This window comes from Zobellella endophytica, from assembly GCF_003012775.1.
Taxonomy (GTDB): domain Bacteria; phylum Pseudomonadota; class Gammaproteobacteria; order Enterobacterales; family Aeromonadaceae; genus Oceanimonas; species Oceanimonas endophytica.
Genome location: NZ_PXYG01000001.1, coordinates 616,522 through 630,127 on the forward strand (window position 1 = coordinate 616,522; position 13,606 = coordinate 630,127).

The window sequence follows — 13,606 nt, forward strand, 5'->3', positions numbered from 1 at the left end:
TATACTGGCTTTTTATTTTTTGTGCGGTGCGAATGTCCTTGGGTTTCACCTGGTTTAAATCCGTTAAGCCGACCTCTTCGGTCGGCCTGTATCTGATGCAGGATCGTATCCTGGCGGTGGACGAGCTGACCCCGCAGCAGCTGGTGCCAAGGGAGATCGCCGCCGGCGAAAATGCACCGCAGGCGTTGGCGGCGATGCTCCATGAGCAGCGCTGGCAGGGCCGCCGGCTGCATATTGCGCTCGGCCGGCACTGGTATCAGCAGGTCCAGCTGGAAAAACCCGCCATGCCGGAGGAGGAGCTGGCCCGGGCGCTACCCTGGTGCATGCGCGAGCTGGTGAGCGAGCCGGTCGACCGCCTGCTGTTCGACTATATCGAGTTGCCGCCCAATCCCCAGGGGCAGGCGCGCATCGCCGTCTATTACAGCCAGCGGGAGCGGCTGGCCGCCCTGGTGAAGGCGGTGACGCCATGCACCGTCGCCACCATCGGGGTGGACGAGCTGGCCATGGCCAACCTGCCGGCGCCCGATGTCCGGGGGCTGGTGCTGTACAAGGCGCCCGGTCAGGAGCTGACCCTGACCTTCATCCACCAGGGGCAGTGGCACTTTTCCCGTACCATCCGCGGCTTCCAGGCACTGGACGACGAGCAGGCCGCCACCGACCAGTTCGTGTTCGACAACCTGCTGCTGGAGCTGCAGCGCAGCATCGACTACGCGGTGGGGCAGTTGAAGCTGCAGGCCCCCAACCGCTGGTACCTGGCCCTGCCGGAGCGGGTGACGCCGGCGGTGCAGGCCGCCATCGGCCAGGTGTTCGACCTCCGGCCCGAGTCCCTGACCACGGCCATGCTACCTCCCGTCGCCTTGCCGGCCGTGGGCATATTGCGGGAGGGGGGCGAGTGAAAGGTCGCATCGAGTTTTACCAGCCGGCGCTCAGGCCGGATCGGGATCGGCCGACCCTGGCCTTCGCCCTGCGTGGGGCGGGGGTCATGGTGCTGCTCTGGTTGCTGGCGTGCGCCTATGCCGGCGTGAACAGCGTCTGGCAGGCGGAGCAGAATCGGCAGCTGCGGGCGGCGGCGGACTCGGGCCAGGCCGATATCGCGCGGTTGCAGCAGAGCCTGGCCCTGCTCAACCAGAGCCGGGACGACGGCCGGCAGCAACGGCTGGAGCAGGATATCCGTGCTCGCCAGCGCTTGCTGGGCGTGCTCAGCCAGGAAGAGCTGGTGTCCTACGCCGGTACCCTGACCGAGCTGGCGAGCATCCCCTGGCGCGACGTGGCGCTGCAGGGACTGACCCTGGACGGGCAGCGGATGGTGATCCGCGGTCAGGCCAGCCAGCGGGCGGCGGTGCCGGCGTGGATCCAGGGTTTCGGCCCGGGCGGCGGCCTGCGGGGCCGGACCTTCAGTGAACTGAGCATTCAGCAGCAACAGCCGGGCCTGTGGCTGTTCACCCTGCAGAGCGAGGGGCTGACACCATGAGTCAATGGATAAACCGGCTCGAACGCGCCTTCATGGCCCGCACCGGGCGCGAACGCTGGCTGCTGCTGTGCGCCGGCTGGGCCCTGTTGGCCTGGCTGTTGCTGCTGGTGTACGAACAGACCGTCCAGCACCATTACCAGGCCCGAATGGCGGAGCAGCGGCAAGTACGGCAGACCCTGGACGGCCAGCAGGCCCGGCGGCTGGAGCTGGAGCAGGGCATTGCCCGCCTGTCCGGCACTGATCACCGCCGGCAGCTGGAACGGCTCAACCGCCGGCTGGCGAGCCTGAACGAAACCGTGGAAAACCGGATGCGCACCCTGGTCGGCCCGGAGCAGATGGCGGCCCTGCTGCTGTCGGTGCTGGAGCAGCAGGGGGGCCTGGAGCTCCGGCAGATGACCAGCCAGCCCCCCCAGGCGGTCACGGTGAACGAGGGGGAAACCCTGTATCGCCATGGCCTGAGCCTGCAACTCGGCGGCAGCTACATGCAGTTGCTGGATTATGTGCAGCGGCTCGAGCGGTTGTCGGGCCGCATTTTCTGGCATCGCCTGGAGTTCGAGCTGGAGCAGTACCCCCGGGGCGTCATTCGTCTCGATTTTTTTACCATCAGTCAACACAAGGAGCTGTTGCGTGGTTAATACCCTGGTTTTGCTGATGCTGAGCTCGGCCCCCCTGTTGCAGGATCCGACCCGGCCCGTGTCGCCCGAGGCGGCGGAGCCGGTCGCCGAGGCGGCGTCCCGGGAATACCTTCCCCGGCTGGAAGCGGTCTTTATCGGCGGGGCGGCACCCAGCGCCATCGTGGACGGCCAGCGTTACCGGCCGGGGGATCGGATTGCCGATTACCGCCTGCTGCGCATCGAGCGCGACCGCATCCTGCTGGAAGGCCGGGGTGCCCGGCTGGAGCTGATGTTATTCCCTTCACTCGTGACCCTGAGTAATCAATGATCCTGATCAAACGACCCTTTACCGTGGCGCTGCTCGGCGCCTCCCTGGCCGCCTGCGTCAATGTGCCGGACGGCAGTGTACCCAAGGCGGCCCTGGACGAGGCGCTGCGCCTGCGCCCGGATCCGGTGCCGGCGGCGGTGGAGCGGGAGCTGTTATCCCGGCAGGAGGTTCGGCCGCTGGTGGCCGGGCCCGAGAGCAGCCGACGCTTCGACATCGCCGCCAGCGAGGTGGCGGCGCGCAGCTTTTTCGCCGCCCTGGGCAACGAACGGGGCATCAGCATCGCGGTACACCCGGAAGTAAGCGGACTCATCAGCCTCAACCTGCGCCAGGCCACCCTGCCGGAGGTACTGGACGCGGTGTCCGGCCTGTACGGCTACGGCATAGAGCAGCGGGGGCGGGTGTATCAGGTGTTTCCCAACGGGGTGCGCACCCGCACCTTCAGTGTGGACTACCTGATGATGAGCCGGGAAGGGCTGTCGCAGACCGCGATCAGCGGCAGCAGCCTGTCCGGCTCCGGTGATGACGGCCAGACCGACAACAGTGGTACCCGCATCAATACCCGGGGCAACAGTAATTTCTGGAGCGATCTGGAAAACGCCCTGAGCCGGCTGATCGGCAACGAGCAGGGCAGGGTGGTGGTCACCAATCCCCAGGCCGGGCTGGTGACGGTCCGCGCCGCCGCCGATGAACTGATGCTGGTCGAGGAGTTCCTGCAGCAGGCCGAGCGTCAGCTCAAGCGCCAGGTGGTGCTGGAAGCGCGCATCATCGAGGTGGAGCTGAACGAAGGTTATGAACAGGGGATCGACTGGAGCAACCTGACCGCGGGCACCAGCACCAGCCGCGGCGGCCAGCCCCTGGTGACAGCCGGCAGTGCGGTCGAGTACCCGACCGGCACCATCGGCCTGAACCCCATCGCCAACCTGCTGGGCGGCGGTGCCCTGTTTCGGGTCAGCGACGGCAATTTCAGCGCGGTGATCAGCCTGCTCGAGACCCAGGGTGACGTGAATACCCTGTCCAACCCCAGGGTCACCGCCAGCAACAACCAGAAAGCGGTGATCAAGGTGGGCACCGACGAATATTTCGTGACCGACTTTTCGGTGACCACCACCACCGGGACCTCCACCACCACCACCCCGGAGGTGGAGCTGACGCCCTTCTTCTCGGGCATCGCCCTCGACGTGACCCCGCAGATCGCCGACGACAACCGCATCCTGCTGCATGTGCATCCCTCGGTGACCAGCGTGGAGGAGCGGGAAAAGGTGATCAATTTCGGCAACGACGGCGCCGGCAATGCCCAGGTGGTGCGCCTGCCCCTGGCTCGCAGCAGCATCCGCGAGTCCGACACCGTGGTGGAGGCCCGCTCGGGGGAGCTGATCGTCATCGGCGGCCTGATGCAGACCACCGAGAGCGAGCAGAACACCCGGGTACCCCTGCTGGGCGACATTCCGCTGCTCGGCGAGCTGTTCAAAAACCGCAGCACCAGCACCCGCAAGAGCGAGCTGGTGATCATGCTGCGCCCGGTGGTGGTCACCGACAATACCTGGCAGACCGAGCTGCGGCGTTCCCGCGGCTTGCTGGAGAAATGGTATCCAAGTGAAACTATTTCAGGACCCGTGACGGATACCCACAACCTATGATCGGTAAACGCTATTTGCTGGGGCTGGCCCTGGCCCTGTTGTCGCCCGCCTGGCTGGCGACCCAGGCCGACGACCTCAACGACAACTGGAACGACGGTGACTGGGCCGATCTGATGGTGGAGCTGCCGCCGGCCGGCGGTGAGCTCACCATCACCGAGGTTACGCTCAGCCGTGCCGAGCGGCTGGCCGAGGCCCATCGCCAGGCCGACAGCGCCCTGGCCGCCGGCGACTGGGCGCGGGCCGAATACCGGCTGGCCCAGGCCCTGGCCGAATATCACGATGCCCACGACACCCGCTTGCGGCTGGCGGCCATGCAGTTCGGCCGGGGGGCGCTCGAGCAGGCCCGGGTACTGCTGCAGCAGGGGCTGGAGCTGGAGCCGGATCATGCCGACATGCGCCTGGCCCTGGCCCGGCTGCTGGCCGAGCAGGCCCGTTACGCCGCGGCCTTTCGGGTACTCGACGAGATCAGCCCCCCGCTGGCCGCCCACCTCGACTACTACAGCCTGAAGGCGGAGATGGCCCGGCGCAGCGACCGCTGCGCGCTGGCGGTGGTGCTCTATCAACGGCTGCTGGCGCAGTCGTCGGGGGTGGGGGCCTGGTGGCTGTCGCTCGGTCTGTGCCAGCAGCGGCTGGGGGAGGATTTTATCCCTTCCTACCGGCAGGCGCTGGCCAGCGCCGATCTGGGCAATGCCTCGTTACGTTTTGTCGAACAGCAACTGGAGCACCATGGTACAGCGCAAACTCACTAAGCGCCTCGGCGAGCTGCTGATCGAGCACGGGGTGATCAGTGCCCGGCAACTGGACACCGTATTGCAGCAGCAACAGCAGGAAGGCGGGCGTATCGGCACCCTGCTGGTGCAGATGGGCATCCTCGGCGAGATGGAGCTGTTGGGCTTCGTGGCCCGCCAGCTGGATCTGCCGCTGCTCGACCTGAACAAGGTCAGCATCGACAAGCAGGCGGTCAAGCTGCTGTCCGAGGTGTACGCCCGCCGTTATCGCGCCCTGGTGATCGACGGGGACGACACCCGGGCCACGGTGGTGCTGTCGGATCCGGCGGATCTCGACACCCAGGATGCCATCGGCAACCTGCTGGCACCGCGGGAGATCAGCCTGGCGGTGGCGCCCCATGGCCAGCTGCTGGGACTGTACGATCAGCTCTACCGCCGTACCGACGATATCGCCAACCTGGCGGAGCAGCTGCATGTGGAGCACGCGCCCAGCCGGCCGGCGGTGGACGCCGCCGGCCTGGACGACAGCGATGCCACCGTGGCCAAGCTGCTCAACTCCCTGTTCGAGGATGCCTTGCAGGTCGGGGCCTCCGATATCCATATCGAGCCGGACAAGGCGCTGATCCGCCTGCGCATGCGGGTGGACGGCCTGTTGCAGGAAACCGAACTGAAGGAGGTGGGCATCGCCCCGGCGCTGGTGTCCCGGCTCAAGCTGATGGCCGGGCTGGACATCGCCGAGCGCCGGTTGCCCCAGGACGGCCGGTTCGAGCTCAGGATCAGGGACAACCCGGTGGACGTGCGCATGGCCACCATGCCGGTGCAGCACGGCGAGGCGGTGGTGTTGCGGCTGCTGGACCAGTCCGGCGGGGTGCGAACCCTGGCGCAGTCCGGCATGCCGGACGAGCTGCTCCGGGCCTTTCGCCGCCGGCTGGCCAGCCCCAACGGCATCATTCTGGTGACCGGTCCCACCGGCAGCGGCAAGACCACCACCCTCTACGGTGCGCTCAATGAGCTCAACACCCCGGATCGCAAGATCATCACCGCCGAGGATCCGGTGGAATACCGGCTGTCGCGCATCAATCAGGTACAGGTCAACGCCAGGATCGGCCTGACCTTCGCCCGTATCCTGCGCACCAGCCTGCGCCAGGATCCCGATGTGCTGCTGATCGGTGAAATGCGCGACCAGGAAACCGCCGAAATCGCCATGCGCGGGGCCCTCACCGGTCACCTGGTGCTGTCTACCCTGCACACCAACGACGCCCCCAGCTCGGCGGTGCGGCTGATGGACATGGGCGTGCCCGGCTACCTGGTGGCCAGCACCCTGAAGGCGGTGCTGGCCCAGCGGCTGGTGCGCAAGCTGTGCGAGCACTGCAAGACCCCGCACCGGCTGGACGAAGGGGAATACCAGTTCCTGCTGCACCTGGATCCGGCGGTGGCCGGCGGGGATTTCTATCAGGCCCCGGGCTGCGCCAGCTGCAACCACAGTGGTCACAAGGGCCGCATCGGCGTCTATGAATGGCTGGAGATCAGCCACGAGATGGCCGATGCCCTGCGCGAGCAGGACATCGAGGCCTTCAACGGCCTGGTCGGCGTCGTGCCGGGCTTCAGGACCCTGGCCCAGGCGGCGCTGGCGCTGGCGCTGCAAGGGAAGATAGCCGCCGCCGAAGTGCTGCGGCTGGCGGAGTGGGTAGACTGATGGCGTTCTACCGGTACAAGGCCCGCAACCGGCAGGGGCAGCTGCATGAAGGCCGGCTGGAGGCCGCCTCCGTCCAGGCCGCCGGGGAAAGCCTGGCCAATGCCGGGCTGATCCCGGTCGAGTTGAGCGAAGCGGGCAGGGGGACGAAAACCTGGCTGCAGCTGCGCCAGTTCCTGAAGGGCGGACTCAAGCCGGAGGTGCTGCTGATCCTGAGCCGGCAGTTCGCCTCCCTGACCCGGGCCGGCATCCCCATACTGCGCATCGTCGAAGGGCTGGGTGACACCACCGACAACAAGGTGCTGCGTGAAGCGCTGACCGAGGTGGGCCAGGCGTTGAATCAGGGCCAGACCCTGGCCAATGCGCTGGCGGCCCACCCCCATATTTTCAATTCGCTGTTCGTGTCGCTGGTGGAAGTGGGCGAGAGCACCGGCCAGCTCGAGCAGGCCTTCCTGCAACTGGCCCATTACTACCAGCTGGAGCTGGATACCCGCCGCCGGGTCAAGGCCGCCATTCGCTATCCCCTGTTCGTGTGCCTGGCGATGATAGCGGCGATGACGGTGCTCAACCTCTATGTGATCCCGGCGTTCAGCGGCATTTTTGCCCGCATGGGCACAGAGCTGCCCTGGACTACCCGTTTTCTGCTGGGAACCTCCCATTTCTTCGTCAACTACATCGGCCATCTGCTGGTGGCGCTGGCGCTGGCGGCGGTGCTGCTCTGGCGCTATATCGCCACGCCGGCCGGGCGTTATCGCTGGCACCGGCTGCAACTGCGGATCCCGATAGTGGGACCGCTGGTCAAGCGCATCCTGCTGGCGCGTTTTTGCCGCAGCTTCGCCATGATGCTGGCCGCCGGCGTGCCCATTACCCGGGTACTCACTCTGGCGGGCAGCGCCACCGACAACGCCTTTCTGACCCGTGCCATCCTGGGCATGGGCGAGGGGCTGGCCTCGGGCAGCAGCCTGTCGGCGGTGGCCGCCCGCAGCGGCGTCTTTACCCCGCTGATCCTGCAGATGTTCCGGGTGGGGGAAGAAACCGGCCGGGTGGATGAAATGGTGATGGAAGCCGGCCGTTTCTACGAGGAAGAGGTGGATTACGACATCGCCAACCTCACCGCCAGGATCGAGCCCATCCTGATCGTCGCTATCTCCATCATGGTGCTGATCCTGGCGCTGGGCATCTTCACCCCCATGTGGGACATGGTCAATGTGGCCCAGGGACGCTAATCCACAAAAATGTTATGGATGTTGGCTTTTTGTCCAAAAGCGCTGGATCCGGCCAAAACGGGCCCGTATCATACCCGGGTGGTAACTTACTTATTTTTATAAAGAAAATAATTGCATCAACAACAAAGGCATAACATTTTAAATGGGGAAAATATGAAAAAAGCAGCGGGCTTCACCCTCATCGAGCTGGTGATTGTAATCGTTATTCTGGGCATCCTGGGCGCCGTGGCCGCGCCACGGTTTATCAACCTGCAAGGGGATGCCTATGAGGCCAATGTTAATGCTCTCAGAGGTTCTATTCAGTCTGCAATGACGTTGGGTAATACAAAAGCCATTCTGGCTGGACAGGATGTGAACACAACCGATGAGGACGATGAACCTGTTGCTCAAGTAGTTGCTATTGATGGCACTAATGGAGTTAATTTCTTATTCGGTTACCCTGCTGCTACTACCGGCGGTATCCTTGAGATGCTTCAAGATGTTGATGTTCCAGAAGATGACCAAGATACATCCTCATCCTATATCCTGAATACTGAGACAGCCAATACCTTAAGAATTGCGCCAAGAGCTCGTGGCTTTGGTGATAATGAAGCCGAGCAGTGTGAAGTCATTTATGTACAAGCGACAGGCGTTAATAATCCTGCCAGTGTAACGGCTGTTACTAATGGCTGCTAAGTGAGCCATTAAATGGGCGGCGTGGCCGCCCTTTTTTATCCTTATGCTCCTCCAACGCGGCTTTACCCTGATTGAACTGGTGGCGGTACTGGTGCTGGCCGGCATACTGGCGGCGGTGGCCCTGCCACGCCTGTCGCTCTCTTCTTCCTTTGACGAACGCCTGCAGGCCGACAACCTGGTCGGCCTGCTGCGCCTGGCCCAGCTCCGGGCGATGAACGATCCGCTCGCCCTGCAGCCCGGTACCGATACGGGCCGCTGTGGCCGTGTCGTCATCACCGCCAGCGGATTTTCGCTTTCATCCGGCTGCGATACGGCGGTCCTGCTGGACGACAACGCCCTGGGCGAGGCCGAGCGTCAGGGGTTTTTCCTGGGCAGGCGCGACATTGCCGTCAGTGCCGACCAGGCCCTGCCGCTGGTACTGCAATTCGGCCGGCCGGCGGCGGACCCCGGTTTTTTGAGCGGCGACAGCCGGCTGGGCCGGCCCTATCTGCACCGTTCCGGCGGCCCGGTGCGCCTCGCCGCCCCCCTCACCGTCACCGTGGGCGGCAAGGCCGTACGGGTGGAAACCGAGGGTTATGTCCATGCGCCCTGAGCCGGGTTTCAGCCTGCTGGAGTTCGTGCTGGGGCTGGTGATCCTGGCCATCGCCCTGGTGGGGGTCACCCTGTTTTTTGCCGCCCAGCCGCGCCAGCTGGATCCGGTGTTCCAGTTCCGTGCCGTGTCCCTGGCCGAGGCCCTGGCCGAGCAGATCCTGGCGGTGCCCTACGATGCGCAGAACAACCCGGCCATGCAGCGGCGTTGCGATATTACCGCCGGTGCCGGGGTCTGCTCGGCGGCCGCCGGCTACGGCACCGAACACGAGGCCGATCGCGGCATCATCACCCGCTTCGACGACGTGGACGATTTCCACGACTGGTGCACGAGCCCGGTGGCGGGCACTCGGCTGGCCGCCGATCTGGGCCTGCCCGACACGGCCCTGTATTCCCGGTTTCAGGTGACCAGCTGTGTGACTCCGCAAACGGATGAGGCGGGTCAGCCCTACAAACAGATCCGGCTGACCGTGCGCCAGGTCGGCAGCGGCGAACTCTCGCTGCTGCTCAACAGGTACAACATCCGATGAGGCAGCGCGGATTTACCCTGCTCGAGCTGGTCATTGTGCTGGTGCTTATCGGCATCACGGCGCTGCTGGGCACCCGTTTTATCGCCGGCATGGCCGGTGGCTACATGGCCGCGGCGGAGCGCAGCCAGGGGCTGGCCTCGGCGCGTTTTGCGCTGGAGCGGCTGAAACGCGAGCTCGGCCTGGCCTACAGCCCGAGTGTCTATCTGAACGACGACCATCGCTGCCTGTCCTTTGTGCCCGTGCTGGCGGCGGGCCGGTACCGCGGTCAGGTGATGAACGGCAGCGCCGACTTCGTCATGCCGCTGGTACTGCAGGGGCAGGCCATGGCGGGGATAGACCTGGCGGTGCGGGCGGACAGTGGCGAAGCCGCCTGGGAGGACTATCCGACCGTGGCGCCGGCCAATGTCTTTGCCCTGGCGGACCAGGAGCCGGTCCCGGTGGTGCTGCCCTTTGCCGATGCGTTCCCGGCACCGGCACACTTTGTCCGGGAAGGGGCGGGTGAACGTTATACCCTGCTGCACCGGCGACAGGTGCGTTACTGCATTGACGGTGGCGAGGTGCGGCGTTCGGAGCGTGGCGAAGAAGGGTGGGGCCCGGCCGAACCGATGTTGACTCAGGTCACGACGGACAGCGCTTTTTCGGACTATTATGAGTCCATTCAACTGCTGGGGCTGGCCCTGTCGGTGCAAGGCCGGGACGGCAGGCTGGTCCTCCCCAGCCAGATCCAGGTGGGTTATGAACCCTAGACAGCGGGGCAGCATGCTGCTCAGCGCAATATTCATGATAGTGCTGCTGGCGGGGCTGATGGCGGGCATTGCCGCCCTCTCGGGACAGAGCAGCCAGCGGCTGATTTACGAAGTGCAGGCGCTGCAGGCCCGGCTGGCGGCGGAAGCGGTGCTGGAGCGCAAGGTCTACGAGTTGCTTGCCGATATCGAAGAGATCGATAGCGTCACCGCCACGTTGGGCGCTTGCGATGCCGAGGCCGACGCCGCCACGGTCAGCGCCGCCGGCATCACCCAGGTCAGGGTGCTCGCCCGGGGGCGATGCAGCACGGGAGCACTGACGGTACAACGCCATATCGAGGTCGAGGTGATTGAATGATGAATACCAGAATGATGCTGCTGGCCGGCCTGTTTGTTCCCTTGCCGGCCCTGGCCGATGCGCCGACCGGGCTGTTTCCCTACGCGGCCCAGAGCCACGCCGCCGATGGCGAATTGATGATGGACTGGAGCACCTCGATCACCGGGGCCAGGGTGATGAACGACAAACCGGGCTACCTGGATTTCCGGCGCAGCGATGGCACCCTGCGGGGCCATTGCGACGGCGTGACCTGTGCGCTCAGCGGTGCCACCGGGCCGGGCTATGCCTTGCCCGCCTTCAATGATGCACCGGTGGCGCTGCCGGCGTTTCAGACCACAACAAGCAGCAAGGACGCCGTCTGTACCGGCTCGGGGACCCTGTCGTACCGCGACAGCGCCTACCGTCAGGTCAGTGTGGGTGGCAGTTGTCGCCTCTACCTTGCCAACGATGGCGACACCCTGGTACGGGATTCGCTGTCGGCCAGTGGCAGCGGCACACTTTACCTCGAAGCGGGCAACTACTGGGTGGACTCGTTCAGCCTGTCCGGCAGCGGCAAGGTGGTGGTCACCACGCCGGGGGACGTCAACCTCTACGTCCGGGACCAGTTGGCGCTGGCAGGCAGCGAGCCCCTGGGCAGTGAGGCTTCCCGGGTCAACGTGATGTTCTACGGGGAGCATGATATCGCCTTGACCGGCGGCCTGAGCTGGCACGGTGATCTGTACAGCCGGGGCGAAGTGGTGATCGGCGGCAGCAGCGAGGTGCATGGGGCGGTACAGGCCCGGACGCTGAAGCTGGAGGGCAGTGCCCGCCTGCATCAGCCCGGCGATGACTACTGGTTCGAGGAGCTGGAGCTGGCCGGCAGTGCCCGCCTGCTTCCGAGCGGGGACGGCCTGACCCGGATCTTGGTCCGGGACGAAATCGGGCTGCAAGGCAGCGCCGTCTTGGGCCAGGAAGGCCAGGCCCTGCTGCTGCTGGTGCATGGCGAGCGGGACGACGACGGCGATGACGGCGAGGTGGATCTGGACGGCTCGGCCGCCATTTACGGCCACCTCTATATCCAGGGTGATCTGGAAATGGACGGGGCGACCCGAATTTACGGCGCGGTAAACCTGGGGGATCTGGAGATGGACGGCAGCTCGGCCATCATCTACCGCGAGCTGGAGGCGGCGGTGCCGGCGGGAGTCGACCATTATGAACTTCATTTCAACAGCTGCAGCAGCCTGCTGACCGTCAAGGCCTGCGCCGACACCGGCTGCTCGCTGCTGTATGACCGGGAGGCGACCGTACATGTCAAGAATCAGGGGCATCCATCGCGGGATCTGCACAAGTTCCGGGCCTTTGTCGGGCAGGCCAGCCAGGATATTTCCAGGGAGGCCGATCGGCTCGGCTATCGCTTCGTGCTTGGTTACCAGGCGACGGGCAAGGGTAACCTCGATCCCAGGCCGGACAATGACCTGGTGTGTTACGTGGACGGTCGTCAGAGCTGTACCGTCAATGGTCGCAGCCATGGCACCGGCTTCGGCAGCCTGACGCTGGACGTCGACACCGGTTATGCCGGCGATACGGCGCCCCTGCGGCTGAGCGGCGGTTGCCTGGCACAAGGCGGCGAGGCGGAAGTGGAAGTGCGCTTCGATGACAATTCCAGCGACAGCGCCACGCCCCTGACCCTGAGCTGGCCGGGTAACAGCGAGACCCTTTACCCGGGCCAGGGCAAGACCCTGCTCCTGCCGGTCACCGGGGCGACCATCGGTTATCCCCTGGCCGATCTGTTGTCGCTCAGCATCCGGGAAATCAGGGCGGATGGCTCCAGATCGGATCCGATTTCCGACCAGGCTGCCTTCGTGCCCAAGGCCTGGCGGGTGGAAGAAGCTGCCGATTGTGGCGGTGACCAGGGGTTCAGCTACGGGGAACACGGCAGGGGTTGTCCTGTACTGGCGGTAGCCGGGGAGCCTCTGGGGTTCGCCGTCTCCGCCCTGGACAGCACCGGCGAGGCGCTGCCGCTGGACTGGCTGGCCGGGCAGCTGGATAACCCCTTGGTCAGTCTGCAATTGCGCAACGGTCAGCGTACCCTGTTCAGCCGGGACTACGGCCTTTCAGGTTTCGAAGCGACACCCGGCGAGGTGGGAGTGGTCAGGGTGCTGGCTTCGTCCTGGCGTGCCGGCTATATCCCCGGTGAGGACGCCGGCCTGGTTACCGAAGGGGATGCCGCCACCATCGGCCGTACCGTGCCGGCCCGACTGGCGATTGTCGACAGCCGGACGGGACAAATACGGGGTGGGGTGGCCCATGCCGGCAAGGCGGTGGCGTTCGAGCAGTTGCCGGCCTTTACCATCCGGGCCTGTGCGGCGGGGCAGGACGATGATGATGACTGTCACCTGACCGGCTATAGCGGCGAGTTTGCCGGTGGCCTGGAGGACAATATCCAGCTGGTGTTGGAAGCGGAACTCGACGAACCCATTGCTTATGTGCTGGACGAGCCGACGGCGGGGCAGCATCGACTAACTCTGGTCAACGACACCTTGGTGTTCGCCAAGGTGGCTCCTTTCCCCGAGACGTCCCTGGCACTGCCGTTGCGTCTCGATATCGGTGAGCACGATCTGACCGGCGGCGATCAGGGGCAGGTGGCGCTGACCGGTGAGTCGGACAGGCTGCGCTATGGCTTCCTGGTGCTGGAAGACACCGAACTGGCGGTCGGGGAGGCCGGCGAGATGGCCGCCCGCTTCTATTACTACTCGACGGATACCGATACCCGGCTCAAAGACGAGCAACAGCCCTTCGCCCTGGCTCCCTCGGCGGCACTGACGGTGGCCCCCGCGCTGCAGCCAGCGCTGTCGCTGACGGTGGCCGAGCAGGCGATACGGGTGGCCCCCTATATAGTGCCGACCGAGGTTGAGGTGGAGGTTGAGGCGCCGCTCTGGCTGCAGCCTTATCGTGATGGGGCCCTGGCCAGCCCGGCCGGCACCTTGAGGGTCCTCGAAGAAGGACGCAGGCGGGCCAATGATCGCACCTTCAACCGGCGGGAAGTGATCCGCTGAG

14 protein-coding genes are annotated in these 13,606 nt (G+C 65.4%); all 14 read left to right on the top strand.

Annotated features, from left to right (window positions below; all coding sequences use genetic code 11):
• Positions 1-32 precede the first annotated feature (32 nt).
• The 14 genes from C7H85_RS02735 (at position 33) to C7H85_RS02800 (ending at position 13,605) form a co-directional block, all read left to right on the top strand.
• Positions 33-896, top strand: a complete 864-nt coding sequence (locus C7H85_RS02735; RefSeq protein WP_106728168.1) for an MSHA biogenesis protein MshI — start codon at positions 33-35, stop codon at positions 894-896.
• A complete protein-coding gene (locus C7H85_RS02740) occupies positions 893-1,471 on the top strand; it encodes a fimbrial assembly protein (protein WP_106728169.1) in 579 nt (192 codons plus the stop codon). The genes C7H85_RS02735 and C7H85_RS02740 overlap by 4 nt, the downstream gene beginning before the upstream one ends.
• A complete protein-coding gene (locus C7H85_RS02745) occupies positions 1,468-2,106 on the top strand; it encodes an MSHA biogenesis protein MshJ (protein WP_106728170.1) in 639 nt (212 codons plus the stop codon). Before C7H85_RS02740 ends, C7H85_RS02745 begins: the two co-directional genes overlap by 4 nt.
• Positions 2,099-2,413: a SctD/MshK family protein gene (locus C7H85_RS02750; RefSeq protein WP_106728171.1), complete on the top strand. Its 315-nt coding sequence runs from the start codon at positions 2,099-2,101 to the stop codon at positions 2,411-2,413. Before C7H85_RS02745 ends, C7H85_RS02750 begins: the two co-directional genes overlap by 8 nt.
• Positions 2,410-4,050, top strand: coding sequence for a pilus (MSHA type) biogenesis protein MshL (gene mshL / locus C7H85_RS02755; protein ID WP_106728172.1), 1,641 nt, complete (start codon positions 2,410-2,412; stop codon positions 4,048-4,050). The genes C7H85_RS02750 and mshL overlap by 4 nt, the downstream gene beginning before the upstream one ends.
• A complete protein-coding gene (locus C7H85_RS02760) occupies positions 4,047-4,799 on the top strand; it encodes a tetratricopeptide repeat protein (RefSeq protein ID WP_106728173.1) in 753 nt (250 codons plus the stop codon). Before mshL ends, C7H85_RS02760 begins: the two co-directional genes overlap by 4 nt.
• Positions 4,777-6,474, top strand: a complete 1,698-nt coding sequence (locus C7H85_RS02765; RefSeq protein WP_106728174.1) for a GspE/PulE family protein — start codon at positions 4,777-4,779, stop codon at positions 6,472-6,474. Before C7H85_RS02760 ends, C7H85_RS02765 begins: the two co-directional genes overlap by 23 nt.
• Positions 6,474-7,697 carry a type II secretion system F family protein gene (locus C7H85_RS02770; RefSeq protein WP_106728175.1) on the top strand — a complete coding sequence of 408 codons (1,224 nt, stop codon included), beginning with the start codon at positions 6,474-6,476 and terminating at the stop codon, positions 7,695-7,697. The genes C7H85_RS02765 and C7H85_RS02770 overlap by 1 nt, the downstream gene beginning before the upstream one ends.
• A gap of 111 nt (positions 7,698-7,808) precedes the next feature.
• Positions 7,809-8,372: a pilus assembly FimT family protein gene (locus C7H85_RS20215; RefSeq protein WP_281257556.1), complete on the top strand. Its 564-nt coding sequence runs from the start codon at positions 7,809-7,811 to the stop codon at positions 8,370-8,372.
• Between the two features lie 43 nt (positions 8,373-8,415).
• On the top strand, positions 8,416-8,964 hold the full coding sequence (locus C7H85_RS02780) for a pilus assembly FimT family protein (RefSeq protein WP_106728177.1): 549 nt from the start codon (positions 8,416-8,418) through the stop codon (positions 8,962-8,964).
• Positions 8,954-9,490: a type IV pilus modification PilV family protein gene (locus C7H85_RS02785; protein ID WP_106728613.1), complete on the top strand. Its 537-nt coding sequence runs from the start codon at positions 8,954-8,956 to the stop codon at positions 9,488-9,490. Before C7H85_RS02780 ends, C7H85_RS02785 begins: the two co-directional genes overlap by 11 nt.
• Positions 9,487-10,236: a prepilin-type N-terminal cleavage/methylation domain-containing protein gene (locus C7H85_RS02790; RefSeq protein WP_106728178.1), complete on the top strand. Its 750-nt coding sequence runs from the start codon at positions 9,487-9,489 to the stop codon at positions 10,234-10,236. The genes C7H85_RS02785 and C7H85_RS02790 overlap by 4 nt, the downstream gene beginning before the upstream one ends.
• Positions 10,226-10,591, top strand: a complete 366-nt coding sequence (locus C7H85_RS02795; RefSeq protein WP_245879541.1) for a hypothetical protein — start codon at positions 10,226-10,228, stop codon at positions 10,589-10,591. The genes C7H85_RS02790 and C7H85_RS02795 overlap by 11 nt, the downstream gene beginning before the upstream one ends.
• Complete coding sequence (locus C7H85_RS02800) at positions 10,588-13,605, top strand: polymer-forming cytoskeletal protein (protein ID WP_146140403.1); 3,018 nt, start codon at positions 10,588-10,590, stop codon at positions 13,603-13,605. Before C7H85_RS02795 ends, C7H85_RS02800 begins: the two co-directional genes overlap by 4 nt.
• Position 13,606: the final 1 nt, after the last annotated feature.